Origin of the sequence: Pseudomonas pisciculturae (genome assembly GCF_015461805.1) — a bacterium.
GTDB lineage: Bacteria > Pseudomonadota > Gammaproteobacteria > Pseudomonadales > Pseudomonadaceae > Aquipseudomonas > Aquipseudomonas pisciculturae.
Window position 1 is genome coordinate 1 of sequence record NZ_JACVZE010000012.1, and the last position, 12461, is coordinate 12461.

At 60.2% G+C, this 12461-nt stretch carries 13 protein-coding genes; 10 read left to right on the forward strand and 3 right to left on the reverse strand.

Annotation, left to right across the window (positions count from 1 at the left end; all coding sequences use genetic code 11):
• Window positions 1-409 precede the first annotated feature (409 nt).
• On the reverse strand, window positions 410-1687 hold the full coding sequence (locus ICY20_RS25870) for a serine/threonine transporter (RefSeq protein ID WP_194938980.1): 1278 nt from the start codon (window positions 1685-1687) through the stop codon (window positions 410-412).
• A gap of 383 nt (window positions 1688-2070) precedes the next feature.
• Between ICY20_RS25870 and ICY20_RS25875 the strand changes: the two genes are divergently transcribed.
• The 4 genes from ICY20_RS25875 (at window position 2071) to ICY20_RS25890 (ending at window position 5590) form a co-directional block, all read left to right on the forward strand.
• The gene (locus ICY20_RS25875; protein ID WP_194938981.1) at window positions 2071-2595 is read left to right on the forward strand and encodes a cysteine hydrolase family protein; all 525 of its coding nucleotides are present in this window, start codon (window positions 2071-2073) and stop codon (window positions 2593-2595) included.
• A gap of 53 nt (window positions 2596-2648) precedes the next feature.
• Window positions 2649-3602 carry a 2-hydroxyacid dehydrogenase gene (locus tag ICY20_RS25880; protein ID WP_194938982.1) on the forward strand — a complete coding sequence of 318 codons (954 nt, stop codon included), beginning with the start codon at window positions 2649-2651 and terminating at the stop codon, window positions 3600-3602.
• A 129-nt stretch (window positions 3603-3731) separates the two neighbouring features.
• A complete protein-coding gene (locus ICY20_RS25885) occupies window positions 3732-4799 on the forward strand; it encodes a phosphotransferase family protein (RefSeq protein ID WP_194938983.1) in 1068 nt (355 codons plus the stop codon).
• Window positions 4800-4822: 23 nt separating this feature from the next.
• Window positions 4823-5590, forward strand: a complete 768-nt coding sequence (locus ICY20_RS25890; RefSeq protein ID WP_159961987.1) for an SDR family oxidoreductase — start codon at window positions 4823-4825, stop codon at window positions 5588-5590.
• Here ICY20_RS25890 and ICY20_RS25895 read toward each other — a convergent pair whose 3' ends face one another.
• Window positions 5591-6034 (reverse strand): carboxymuconolactone decarboxylase family protein, encoded by a 444-nt coding sequence (locus tag ICY20_RS25895; RefSeq protein ID WP_122728206.1) that lies wholly within the window; start codon window positions 6032-6034, stop codon window positions 5591-5593.
• A gap of 155 nt (window positions 6035-6189) precedes the next feature.
• On the opposite strand from ICY20_RS25895, the gene pdxR reads away from it, so the two are divergent.
• The 3 genes from pdxR to ICY20_RS25910 all read left to right on the forward strand — a co-directional run bounded on the left by pdxR (window position 6190) and on the right by ICY20_RS25910 (window position 8488).
• On the forward strand, window positions 6190-7623 hold the full coding sequence (gene pdxR, locus ICY20_RS25900) for a MocR-like pyridoxine biosynthesis transcription factor PdxR (RefSeq protein ID WP_159961985.1): 1434 nt from the start codon (window positions 6190-6192) through the stop codon (window positions 7621-7623).
• Between the two features lie 85 nt (window positions 7624-7708).
• The gene (locus ICY20_RS25905) at window positions 7709-7990 is read left to right on the forward strand and encodes a putative quinol monooxygenase (protein ID WP_159961984.1); all 282 of its coding nucleotides are present in this window, start codon (window positions 7709-7711) and stop codon (window positions 7988-7990) included.
• 96 nt (window positions 7991-8086) lie between these two features.
• Window positions 8087-8488 carry a cupin domain-containing protein gene (locus tag ICY20_RS25910; RefSeq protein ID WP_194938984.1) on the forward strand — a complete coding sequence of 134 codons (402 nt, stop codon included), beginning with the start codon at window positions 8087-8089 and terminating at the stop codon, window positions 8486-8488.
• 135 nt (window positions 8489-8623) lie between these two features.
• On the opposite strand, the gene ICY20_RS25915 is transcribed toward ICY20_RS25910, so the two are convergent.
• Window positions 8624-9253, reverse strand: coding sequence for a DNA-3-methyladenine glycosylase I (locus tag ICY20_RS25915; protein WP_194938985.1), 630 nt, complete (start codon window positions 9251-9253; stop codon window positions 8624-8626).
• A gap of 218 nt (window positions 9254-9471) precedes the next feature.
• On the opposite strand from ICY20_RS25915, the gene ICY20_RS25920 reads away from it, so the two are divergent.
• The 3 genes from ICY20_RS25920 to ICY20_RS25930 all read left to right on the forward strand — a co-directional run bounded on the left by ICY20_RS25920 (window position 9472) and on the right by ICY20_RS25930 (window position 12373).
• Window positions 9472-10797: a C4-dicarboxylate transporter DctA gene (locus ICY20_RS25920; protein ID WP_194939057.1), complete on the forward strand. Its 1326-nt coding sequence runs from the start codon at window positions 9472-9474 to the stop codon at window positions 10795-10797.
• A 170-nt stretch (window positions 10798-10967) separates the two neighbouring features.
• Window positions 10968-11669 carry a FadR/GntR family transcriptional regulator gene (locus ICY20_RS25925; protein ID WP_159961980.1) on the forward strand — a complete coding sequence of 234 codons (702 nt, stop codon included), beginning with the start codon at window positions 10968-10970 and terminating at the stop codon, window positions 11667-11669.
• A gap of 17 nt (window positions 11670-11686) precedes the next feature.
• Window positions 11687-12373, forward strand: coding sequence for a GntR family transcriptional regulator (locus ICY20_RS25930; protein WP_159961979.1), 687 nt, complete (start codon window positions 11687-11689; stop codon window positions 12371-12373).
• Window positions 12374-12461 lie beyond the last annotated feature (88 nt).

Genomic DNA, 12461 nt, shown 5'->3' on the forward strand with positions numbered 1-12461 from the left:
TCGCGTTACAACACCGTTCGGCCGCATAGCTACAACGGCTACCGATCACCAGTCGCTCACGAGCGACTGGTGGGATAAACCGTAAATGGTGTCCAAGATTACTTGACCAGATCAGCTTGCCCCCGATAGCAGGGTGTCAGCCAATAAATCTGGCACTGACACACCGCCATCGGGAGCAAGCCCCCTCCCACTTTTTAGCCCTACACAGCCTGAGGGGCCGTGCCAAAGCTGAAGCAATCAGCAAGCTTTGCCTGGAATACGGTATAGCCAACACCACAAATCAATGTGGGAGGGGGCTTGCCCCCGATAGCTGTGGACCAGTCAACACAACTGTGACTGACACACCGCCATCGGGAGCAAGCCCCCTCCCACATTGGGATATTTACAGTCTAGAGAGTAGCGTTACAGCTTAAGGAATCAGCGAATACACCACCGCCGTAATCGCCACCAGGCCTACCGCCGTAACGAACACGTTGGACGCCTGCCCACGGTACTTGGCCATGGCCGGCACCTTGCGAATCGCGTACATCGGCATCAGGAACAGGATCGACGCAATGATCGGGCCGCCCAGAGCTTCGATCATGCCCAGAATGCTTGGATTGAGCGTGGCAACGATCCAGCACACCACCAGCATGAACGCTGCCGTCATGCGATCCAGAGTCTTCGGCGCCGGACGGCGACCGGTCTTGAGCACCAACCCCTTGAGCCCTTCGCTGGCGCCGATGTAGTGGCCCAGGAACGACTTGGCAATCGCCACGAACGCAATCAACGGCGCGGCAAAGGCAATCGTCGGGTTATCGAAGTGGTTAGCCAGGTACGACAGGATCGACAGGTTCTGTGCCTTCGCTTCAGCCAACTGGGCCGGCGACAAGGTCAGCACGCAGCTGAACACAAAGAACAACACCATCACCACCATCAGCAGGTGCGCGCGAGACAGGATCTGCGAACTGCGCTCATCGGCATGGGCGCCGTACTGGCGCTTCTGGTCAACCGCAAAGGCCGAGATAATCGGCGAATGGTTGAACGAGAAGACCATCACCGGAATCGCCAGCCACAGTGTGCTGAGCAGCGCCGACGGCGCCGGCACCACGCTGGCGGTGCTGAGGATGCCACCGTTCCAATGCGGGATCAGGTACACCGCCAGGAACAGCAAGGCGACGATAAACGGGTACACCATCAGGCTCATGGCCTTGACGATCACCTGCTCACCGCAGCGCACCACGCCCAGCAGGCCAAGGATCAGCACAAACGCCAGCAGCGCCCGTGGCGGCGGCATGATGTGCAGCTGGTGTTCCATGAAGCTGCTGACGGTGTTGGTCAGCGCCACGCTGTAGATCAGCAGGATCGGGAAGATCGCAAAGAAGTACAGCAAGGTGATCAGTGCACCGGCCTTGATGCCGAAGTGTTCTTCGACCACATCGGTGATATCCGACCCTTCACGACCGGACAACACGAACCGGGTCAAGCCACGGTGCGCGAAGAACGTCATAGGGAACGCCAGCACCGCCAGGATCAGCAGCGGCCAGAAGCCCCCCAGGCCCGCGTTGATGGGCAAAAACAAAGTACCGGCGCCGATGGCGGTGCCAAACAGGCCAAGCATCCAGGTGGTGTCCTGGCGGCTCCAGCTCGTGAGCGTTGCAGGTGTCGTTGCATAGCGTTCGTCGACGCTATTGGCCTGATCATTCATCCGGTCGGATCTCCGCATTTACACGGCCGGGACGAGTCAGAAAAACCTGACAGGCAGCGCCCCGACCATAGAAGGGGCCGGATTGTCCGGGATTCTCTTGAATAAGCAAAGACTTAGCTGAGGAACGGTGGCGCGGCGCATCGACGCGTCACGCTTAATACAGACACATTTGTTGACAATACGACGTCGTTTTCAGCATGATCGAACCATGAAGCATATTCAGTCGCACTTCACCCGTACCACCACCACGACCGCTTACGGCGGGTCGCGCGGTGACTGTGGGTGCATGAGCTAGACACTTCACAGATTTAACCCAAGGCCCCGCCAGCAATGGACGGGGCCTTTTTTTGCCCCGTCGCCCGGCAACTACAAGGAGTAACACCATGGCTGACGCCCTGCTGATCATCGATATGCAAACTGGCCTCTACGATGGCCCGGAAAAGCCCTACGAGCGCGAACGCTTGCTGGACAACATCAATCAACTGATTGAACGCGCCCGCAACGCTAACGCTCCGATCTTCGTCGCCCAACACACCGGCCCGGCGGGCTCGCCGATTGCCGCAGGTAGCCCGTTCTGGCAGGTGTGGCACGGCCTGGACGTTGATGAATCCCGCGATCATCTATTCAACAAGAGCCGTCCCAGTTGCTTCCTGGGCACTGACCTTGAGCAGCAACTCAACGCTGCGCAGGTCAATGAAATGGTGATCGTGGGCATGAAAACCCAGTTCTGCATCGACACCACTTGCCGCGTGGCCGTTGAACTTGGGTTTTCAGTCGTGCTGCCAGAAGACGGCCATAGCTGCATGGACACCCCGGCATTGAAGGCCGAGGCGATCATCGAACATCACAATGCCACGTTGGCGGGAGCGTTTGTGAAGCGTACAAGAGCGCTTGATATCGATTTCTGAGTGCATAAATACTGCATACTCCTGCCCTCAAACCCTTCAGGAAGAGCCTTCCGATGACCGCTACTGTTCTGGTCCTGGTTGAAACCATCAACGAATACCTGCCCATCATCGAGAGCAATGACTTTCATGTGATCCTGGCACCCACGCCTACCGAACGCGCCGAGGCGATCAAGGCCCACGGCGCGCAGATCAAAGCGGTGCTGACCCGTGGGCCGCTGGGTTTATACGCCGAAGAAATCGCCGCCCTGCCCGTGCTGGAGATCATCTGTGTGATCGGCGCCGGCTATGAACATGTGGACCTGCAAGCCGCCAGTAATCGCGGGATCGTGGTCACCAACGGGGCCGGGGTTAACGCACCGTCAGTGGCGGACCATGCCATGGCCCTGCTGCTGTCATTGGTGCGCGGCATTCCCCAGACCGATGCCGCCGTACGCCGCAACGAGTGGCCGAAAGTCATGCGCCCTTCTCTGGGCGGCAAACAACTGGGCATTCTCGGCCTGGGCGCAGTCGGCCTGGAGATCGCCAAACGTGCGGCCCTGGGATTCGGCATGGAAATCAGCTACCACAACCGCCAGCCCCGCGATGATGTGGACTACACCTACTGCGCCACCGCTGTGGAGCTGGCACGCACCTCGGACTTCCTGATCCTGGCCACTCCCGGCGGCGCCAGCACCCGCCACCTGATCGACCGCCGCGCCCTGGACGCCCTCGGGCCCAATGGCTTTTTGGTGAATATCGGCCGTGGCAGCGTGGTGGTCACCGACGACCTGGTTGCAGCCCTTGAACAGCGCCGTATCGCAGGTGCGGCGCTGGATGTATTTGACGACGAGCCCAAGGTCCCCGACGCGCTCAAACGCCTGAGCAACACCGTCCTCACCTCCCACGTCGCGGGGCTGTCGCCCGAAGCCGCCCACGACACCGTGCAGCGCGTGGCCGACAACCTGTTGGAGTATTTCGCCGGGCGCCCGGTGCTGACGCCCGTGGCGTTGCCTGCGCCCGTAAAATGACCGATCAGGCACGCTGATCATCCTCCAACACGCTAACCTATTAAGCCGCCCCGACCTTGTCGCTGGGCGGTGGTGCGCATTAGATTAGGAAATAGTCCAAGGCCTTTAGAATAAGCAGAAGGGATAAGCATGGCGCTGAACGACCAATCGACCCAGATTCGCCCAGGTGAAGAACTGGATGCCAGCCTGATCGATCCCTACCTCAAGGCCCATATCCCGGGCCTGAGCGGCACGCCTAGGATCAGTCAGTTCCCCGGCGGCGCGTCCAACCTCACCTACCTGTTGGAATACCCGGGCCAGGAGTTCGTCCTGCGTCGCCCGCCCTTTGGCCACAAGGCCAAGTCTGCCCATGACATGGGCCGCGAATACCGCATTCTCAATCAACTCAAGGACGGCTTCCCGTATTGCCCCAAGGCGTACGTGCATTGCACCGATGAGTCAGTGATCGGCGCCGAGTTCTATGTGATGGAACGGGTTAACGGCATTATTCTGCGCTCGGACCTGCCGCCCGAATTGGGCCTGGACGCAGCCAAGACCGAAGCCCTGTGCAAGAGCTTTATCGACAAGTTCGTCGAACTGCACCAAGTGGACTACAGCGCCTGCGGCCTCGCCGACCTGGGCAAGCCCGAAGGCTACGTGGAGCGCCAGATCCGTGGCTGGGGCGACCGCTACGAAAAAGCCCTGACCCCCGATGCCCCACGCTGGGAATCAGTGCGCGCGTGGCTCAACGACAAGATGCCCGCCGACCACCCCACCTCCAGCATCGTGCATAACGACTACCGCTTCGACAACGTCATTCTCGACCCCAACAACCCGATGCAGATCATCGGCGTGCTCGACTGGGAGTTGACCACCCTCGGCGACCCGTTGATGGACCTGGGCAACACCCTCGCCTATTGGATCGAAGCCGCCGACCCTGCGCCCGTGCAATTGATGCGTCGCCAGCCGAGCAACGCCCCCGGCATGCTCACCCGCCGCGAGTTCGTTGACTACTACGCCGAGCGGTCCGGCATCCAGATCGACAATTTCGACTTCTACTACACCTACGGCCTGTTCCGCCTGGCCGGCATCGTGCAGCAGATCTACTACCGCTTCTTCCACGGCCAGACCCAGGACAAACGCTTTGCGCAGTTCATCCACATGAACAAGCTGCTGGAGCAGATGAGCCTGAACGTCATCGGCAAATCCGCGCTCTGAACGCCCAATAACAAGGAACCCCCATGTCCAAGACCCACCTGTTCGACCTCGATGGCAAGATCGCTTTCGTTTCCGGCGCGAGCCGTGGCATTGGTGAAGCCATTGCCAAGTTGCTGGCCCAGCAAGGCGCCCATGTAATCGTGTCGAGCCGCAAGCTCGAAGGCTGCCAGCACGTCGCTGACGCGATCATCGCCGACGGCGGCAAGGCCACCGCCGTTGCCTGCCATATCGGTGAAATGGAGCAGATCACCCAGGTGTTCGCCGGCATTCGCGAGCAGTTCGGCCGTCTGGACATCCTAGTCAACAACGCCGCCACCAACCCGCAGTTCTGCAACGTGCTGGACACCGACCTTGGCGCGTTCCAGAAAACCGTCGACGTGAACATTCGCGGCTACTTCTTCATGTCGGTCGAAGCCGGCAAGCTGATGCGCGAGAACGGCGGTGGCAGCATCATCAACGTCGCATCGATCAACGGGATTTCTCCGGGCATCTTTCAGGGCATCTACTCAGTCACCAAAGCCGCCGTGATCAACATGACCAAGGTGTTTGCCAAGGAATGCGCCGAATTTGGCATCCGCTGCAACGCGCTGTTGCCGGGTCTCACTGACACCAAGTTCGCCTCGGCACTGGTGAAAAATGACGCGATCCTGAAAATGGCTCTGGCTCAGATTCCGCTCAAGCGCGTGGCCGACCCGAGTGAAATGGCCGGTGCTGTGCTGTTCCTGGCCAGTGACGCGTCCAGCTATACCACCGGTGTATCGCTGAATGTGGACGGTGGTTTCCTGTCCTGATCAGGCATTCGGCGGCTGCTGCCGAAAACTCACTGCCAGGCGGTTCCAGCCACTGATGCTGGATACCGCCATGGTCAGGTCCACCAGTTCCTGCTCGCTGAACTCCACCCGCACAGCGGCAAACAGCTCATCGGATACCGTCGAGGTGGGCAGCGTCGCCACTGATTCGCTCCAGGCCAACGCGGCCTTTTCCCGCGCCGTGAAGAACGGCGAATCGCGCCATACGCACAACGCGAACAAACGTCGCTCGGTCTCCCCGCGCTGACGGGCCGCCATCGAGTGCATATCCGTACAAAAACCACAGTGATTGAGCTGCGAGACACGGATCTTGATCAGCTCCAGCAAGGGCTTTTCGATGGACAAGCCGAAGGTCGTCGCCTCTAGCATCAGCATGCCTTTGAGCGCTTGCGGCGAAGCGGTGTAGTAATCCAGGCGGGGTTCCATGGGGGCGGTTCTCTGACGGTGGGTGCAATGACAGTTCAGCGTAGAACCCACAAGGCTTAGGCCCTATAGCCAATCAGCCGGTTTATGCAGAGACCATTTTGAGGCTGCCGCGCACGCGCGTACTCTTGGCGCAGAGTGAATGCCCGGGATAAGACATGGAACTGCACGTTGTAATCAACGGCCGCAAGGATCTGGCCGAACAGTTGTACCAACAGTTGCGTGAAGCCATTGGCTCCGGGCGTCTGGCCGCCGGCGCGCAACTGCCGCCCAGCCGCTTGCTCGCCGAGCAATTGGGCGTGTCGCGCAAGACCGTGTCGGACACCTACGCCACCCTGACCTACGAAGGCTTGCTGATCGGCAAGACCGGCCGCGGCACCTTCGTCAACGCCCGGGCGCCACGGACCGAACGCCTGCAAGCCGCCACCGACCTGGCCTGCGCCGCCAACCTGGCGAAGTGGCAGTCGTTGCCCTCACCCATGCGCCACCCGACGCGCGACAGCACCTTGCGCTACGAATTTATCGGTGGCGCCACTAGCCGTAACCAGTTCCCCCAGGACGAATGGCGACGCTGCACACAAGATGCCCTACGGCGCATTGCTCAAAACAGCGGTTTCTACAGCCAACCCGAGGGCCTGCCGGCGCTGCGCAGTGCCATCGCCGGGCACATCGCGTTTTCACGCGGGGTCAAATGCCGCGACAGCGATATCGTGGTCACCAATGGCGCGCAGCAGGCGCTGGACCTCATCGCCCGTGTCGTCCTGGAACCGGGCAGCCTCGTCGCCATGGAAGACCCTGGCTACAGCCCTGCACGCCAGTTGTTCATGGCCATGGGTGCCAGTGTCGCCGGCGTGCCGGTGGATGAGCACGGCATCCAGGTCGACCGAATTCCCGACGGCACGCGGCTGATCTACGTCACGCCGTCCCATCAATTCCCCCTCGGCATGCCCATGAGCCTGCCGCGCCGTGAAGCCTTGCTGGCCCGCGCCTTCGAGCTCGGCGCCATCATCATCGAGGACGACTACGACAGCGAGTTCCGTTACGAGGGCCGCCCCACCGACTCCCTGCAAAGCATGGACACCCGAGGCGTGGTGACCTATATCGGCACCTTCTCTAAAACCCTGCTGCCCGAGTTGCGCCTGGGCTATGCGGTGCTGCCACCGGCCATTCACGGCGCGGTACTCAAGGCCAAGCAGCTCACCGACCAACACAGTTCAACCCTGCCGCAATGGGCGCTGGCCAAGTTCATCAGCGAAGGCTATTTGCTCAAGCACATTCGCCGTTGCCACACGGTGTATGCCGGGCGGCGCGAACGTATTTTGCAGCGCCTGGCCGGCGACCTGTCGCCATGGTTCGAAGCGGTGCCCACGGTCGCAGGGTTCCACATGGCCGCGTTGTGCAAAGTGCCGGTGGAAATTCCTCTGTTGATAGCGTTGGCGCGGCAGGTGGAGGTGGGCTTATACCCTTTGGATGTGTTCTTCAACGATGCACCGGTACGCCCTGGACTGATCATTGGTTTCGGCGCCATCGAGACGCTGGACATCGACCCGGCCTTGGACAAGGTACGCGACATTCTCCTGCAGATTGGCTAGCGGTTTTTCCGCCCGATTGGTCATTGGTCGTGGTACGGCAAGGCTTTAGCCTGTGCACTGACGCCTGACCTCGGAGACCATCGCCATGCCAGCCTGTGCCTTCAACACTGTTAATGTCCGCGCCGTTGCCGGCCGCTCCGCGCAACTGGGCAAACGCCTGCAACAGATTGCCGACACCGTGCGCACCGCGCCGGGCTGCCTGGGCTACGTCGTGCAACGCAGCCCGATCGACGCCAACCTATGGACCGTGATCGGGCAGTGGGCCTGCGCCGAACAACTCAACGCACACTTCGAACTCCCTGCCCTGCAACGCTTTATCGAGCTGACCGAAGAGCAACTGGCGTGTCGCCTGGACTTCCACCACTGAAGCATTGGCCTCCTGGTCTTCGGCGGGATTGGTTATTGGTCATTCTGGGGCTGCGGCGTAGGGTGAAGAGGTCTCGAACTACTCGGAAATTTCGCCATGAAAACGCTACTCGCTGCCGCCCTGATGCTCGCCTCACTCAGCGCCTTTGCCCACGAACCGGTGTACAACCAGGAGTCGATCAAGGTGCTGCAAGAGCACGCCCTGACCAATGTGCCTGGCAAGAAAACCATCATGCTTACCGTCGATTACGCCCCCGGCCAGGCCACCGTACCCCACAGCCACACCGGCACCGCCGTGGCCTATGTGCTGGAAGGCGCGATCACCTCGCGGGTCAATGATGAGAAGGCGAAAACCTACAAGGTTGGCGAAACGTTTTATGAACCTGCCGGTTCACGGCATTTTGAGTCGAGCAATGCGAGCCAGACCCAGCCGGCCAAGTTGCTGGTGGTGATTGTGCTGGATGACAAGGCGGATGTGCTGACCCCGCTGCCTCGCTAATCAGCCACACCGCAGGGCAAATGTGGGAGGGGGCTTGCCCCCGATAGCGGTGTGTCAGCCAATGCATTTTTCACTGATATACCGCTATCGGGAGCAAGCCCCCTCCCACAGTTTGACCTGTGTTTGAACCGAGGTTCAGGGGCGTTTGAACTGGCGCCGCAACGCCTCGATCTGCGAGCGACACACGCAGCCTTCCAGATGATCATTGACCATCCCCATCGCCTGCATCAGCGCATACATCGTGGTCGGCCCCACATACGTCCAGCCACGCTTTTTCAACGCTTTCGATAGGCGCACGGAAGCCGGCGACGTCGTATTGCCCGTCCAATACGCCATATCCACCACGGCCGGGCGCTCGTCTTCGGCAGGCTCAAACCCCCACAACCAACGCGCCAGCGACCCAGTTTCATCTACCAGCTCGCACGCCCGACGCGCATTGTTGATGGCCGACACGATCTTCGCCCGGTTACGCACAATGCCCGCATCCTGCATCAACCGCTCGATATCCGCCTCGCCGTACTGCGCGACCCGGCGAAAATCAAAACCCTCGAATGCCACCCGAAACTGCTTGCGCTTGCGCAGGATAGTGATCCACGCCATGCCCGCCTGAAAGCCTTCCAGGCAGATCTTCTCGTACAGCTGGATATCATCGGCCACCGGCACGCCCCATTCATGGTCGTGGTAGCGCGGGTATTCGGGCGCGGCGGTGCGCCACGTGCAGTGAGTGAACCCTGCCGTATCGGTGGTCAGCCCTGGTTTGTCCATCCATCACCTCTTATGCCGGTCGGTGGATGATAAGCGAAATAAGTTTGCAGCCTGCCAACCGCTCAAGCATCGCCCTTACCGACCAACTGGTCAGACCGGGACCGGTCAACCCTTGAATATTTACTTGTGATTTCAAAAATACCCGGCGTAGACTGGCCCCGCACTGGACTTACCGGTATGACCACAACAATTAAGCCCTGGAACCACCAGGGCACCGAATAGAGATCCCTCCCATGCTCAGATGGTGCTCGCGTTCGATTTTCCTGCAAGTCGTGATCGGCCTGATGCTAGGCGTAGCTTGCGGCCTGGCCCTTCCCGAATTCTCCTCGCAACTCAAACCTCTGGGTGACGGCTTTATCAAGCTGATCAAAATGCTGATTGGCCTGATCGTGTTCTGCGTGGTGGTCAGCGGCATTTCCGGCGCTGGCGACCTGAAAAAGGTCGGGCGCATCGGCCTCAAGTCGGTCATCTACTTCGAGATCCTCACCACCGTCGCCCTGGTGATCGGCCTGGTGATGGCGTTCAGCACCGGTATCGGCCAAGGCGCCAATATCCACCTGGAACAGCTGTCGTCCGCCGGCCTCAATGAACTGGCCGACAAAGGCCAGCACATCAAGGGCACCAGCCAGTTCCTGATGGACCTGATCCCCAACTCGGTGATCGGCGCCTTTGCCGACAACAACGTGCTGCAAGTGCTGCTGTTCTCGGTACTGTTCGGCAGCGCGCTGAACCTGGTCGGCGAAGCGGCATCCGGCATCTCGCGACTGATCAACGAACTGAGCCATGTGATCTTCCGCATCATGGGCATGATCGTGCGCCTGGCGCCTATCGGCGTGTTTGGCGCCATCGCCTTCACCACCAGCACCTACGGGCTGGACTCGCTGCAACATCTGGGCAGCTTGGTGGGCTTGTTCTACCTGACCTGCTTTGCGTTTGTCGGGATTATTCTGGGCCTGGTGATGCGCCTGTCGGGCCTGCGCATGTTGCCGCTGCTCAAGTACCTGCGCGAAGAACTGCTGATCGTGATGGGCACCGCTTCATCCGACGCGGTGCTGCCACAGATCATGCGTAAACTCGAACATTTGGGTATTGGCAGCTCCACCGTGGGCCTGGTGATCCCGACGGGGTATTCGTTCAACCTCGACGGGTTCTCCATCTACCTGACCCTGGCCATTGTGTTTATCGCCAATGCCACGGGCACGCCGCTGTCGATGACCGACTTGATGACGATTTTGCTGGTGTCGTTGATTACCTCCAAGGGCGCCCACGGCATTCCGGGCTCGGCGTTGGTGATTTTGGCGGCGACACTCACCGCAATCCCGGCTATTCCCGTGGTGGGTTTGGTGCTGGTACTGGCGGTGGATTGGTTCATGGGCATCGGCCGTGCGCTGACTAACCTGATCGGCAACTGCGTCGCTACCGTGGCGATTGCGCGTTGGGAAAAAGACATCGATATCCAGCGCGCCAACAAGGTGCTCGACGGCCAGCAAGGTTATGCCTTCCAGGCCAAGAAGCCGGTGTTGCCGGCGCATCAGGAGTTCTAAGCCTTTTCCCTGGGCAACACCGTTCAAATGTGGGAGGGGGCTTGCCCCCGATGAGGGAGTATCAGTTGATATATCTGTAGCTGATCCACCGCAATCGGGGGCAAGCCCCCTCCCACAATGGATTTTCCCTGGATTAACTATTGTGTTTGCAACTTAAAGGAGGCGTAGACGTGATCAGCACCTCAACCGTCGTCAATTCAGTGGTAGAAAAACTCCGCGCCGCCCTGGCGCGGGGCCAGTGGCGACGGGGCGAAATGCTGCCCGGCCAGCGTGAACTGGCCGAACAGATGGGCATCAGCCGCCCAAGCCTGCGTGAAGCCGTGATCGTGCTGGAAACCCTGGGCCTTGTACGCTCCATGCCGGGCAAAGGCGTGGTGGTACTGGAGACCAGCATCAGCGAGCCCCAGTCCAGCGACGCTGTGGCCGACGCCAGCCTGGAAGACATCCTGCAACTGCGCTATACCCTCGAACCGTTCATCGTCGGCCTGGTGGCGCAGTCCATCAGCAGCAAGGAAGTCGGCCAACTGCGCCTGACCTTGATGGACATGCGCGAAGCCCTCGACGCCGAAGACGCTGAAGCCGGCATGAATGCCTATATCGACTTCCACGAAGAGCTGTTTGCGCTGACCTCCAACCCGATCTTCCAGAACGTGGTGCAGCAAACCAGCAACGCCCTCAAGCAAAGCGCCCAAGTGCTGCGCAACTCGCCGGAACACCTGGCCGAACGCCTGCGGGAGAACGAAGCGGTGGTACGTGCCATCCGCAATAAAAACAGCGCCCTGGCCAGTGCCGAAATGCGTCGGCACATCCTCCAGGAAGGCCTGCGTATGGGCATTCACTTGAACATCCCGGACGACCATCTGGGCAGCTGATAGATTGGAGATTGGCCATGACTGCTTATGCGCTGCAACGCGACCCTCTCTTCCCTGCCCTGCGCTTGATTGCCGGTAAAAAACCGTCGGTGGATGACATCTACCCACGCCTGTTTGACGCCATCCTCGAACAACGCATCGCCCCGGCCAGCCGTTTTACAGAGGAAAGTCTGGGGGAAACCTTCGGTGTCAGCCGCAGCGTGATCCGCCGCGTGCTGGCCAAACTGTCCCATCAGCAAGTGGTGATCCTGCGCCCCAACCAACGCGCCCAAGTGGCCGCGCCGGACGCGCAGCAAACCCGCCAGATCCTCGAAGCCCGGCGGCTGACGGAAATCACCGTGGTGCAATTGGCCTGTGTGCACGCCACGCCAACCCAGGTACGTCAGTTGCGCGAGCTGATTGCCCGCGAGCGCGAATGCATTGAAAAAGATCAGCGCGGGCCGGCGATTCGCTTGTCGGGGGAGTTTCATCTGCAACTGGCGGCCATGGCGCGCAATGCCCCGCTGGCGCAGTTTCTCAACAGCCTGGTGCCGTTGACCTCGCTGATCATTGCGCAATATGAGGCGAAAGCTTGCACTTACTGTGCATGGCAGGAGCATGTGGCGATTGTGGATGCCATTGAGCAACGGGACACAGATACGGCCGTCGACTTGATGACCCAGCACTTGGATCACCTAGAGTCAAAATTGCTCAAACACCACTGACACCAAGGAAGATGGAGATCCAAATGTGGGAGGGGGCTTGCTCCCGATAGCGGTGGGTCAGTCAAGTAGATGTTGACTGATCCACCGC

What these genes read in the sequence shown, in the direction of transcription:
- ICY20_RS25870 (WP_194938980.1), bottom strand. Translation starts at nt 1,687, where the DNA reads ATGAATGATCAGGCCAATAGCGTCGACGAACGCTATGCAACGACACCT.
- ICY20_RS25875 (WP_194938981.1), top strand. Translation starts at nt 2,071, where the DNA reads ATGGCTGACGCCCTGCTGATCATCGATATGCAAACTGGCCTCTACGAT.
- ICY20_RS25880 (WP_194938982.1), top strand. Translation starts at nt 2,649, where the DNA reads ATGACCGCTACTGTTCTGGTCCTGGTTGAAACCATCAACGAATACCTG.
- ICY20_RS25885 (WP_194938983.1), top strand. Translation starts at nt 3,732, where the DNA reads ATGGCGCTGAACGACCAATCGACCCAGATTCGCCCAGGTGAAGAACTG.
- ICY20_RS25890 (WP_159961987.1), top strand. Translation starts at nt 4,823, where the DNA reads ATGTCCAAGACCCACCTGTTCGACCTCGATGGCAAGATCGCTTTCGTT.
- ICY20_RS25895 (WP_122728206.1), bottom strand. Translation starts at nt 6,034, where the DNA reads ATGGAACCCCGCCTGGATTACTACACCGCTTCGCCGCAAGCGCTCAAA.
- pdxR (WP_159961985.1), top strand. Translation starts at nt 6,190, where the DNA reads ATGGAACTGCACGTTGTAATCAACGGCCGCAAGGATCTGGCCGAACAG.
- ICY20_RS25905 (WP_159961984.1), top strand. Translation starts at nt 7,709, where the DNA reads ATGCCAGCCTGTGCCTTCAACACTGTTAATGTCCGCGCCGTTGCCGGC.
- ICY20_RS25910 (WP_194938984.1), top strand. Translation starts at nt 8,087, where the DNA reads ATGAAAACGCTACTCGCTGCCGCCCTGATGCTCGCCTCACTCAGCGCC.
- ICY20_RS25915 (WP_194938985.1), bottom strand. Translation starts at nt 9,253, where the DNA reads ATGGACAAACCAGGGCTGACCACCGATACGGCAGGGTTCACTCACTGC.
- ICY20_RS25930 (WP_159961979.1), top strand. Translation starts at nt 11,687, where the DNA reads ATGACTGCTTATGCGCTGCAACGCGACCCTCTCTTCCCTGCCCTGCGC.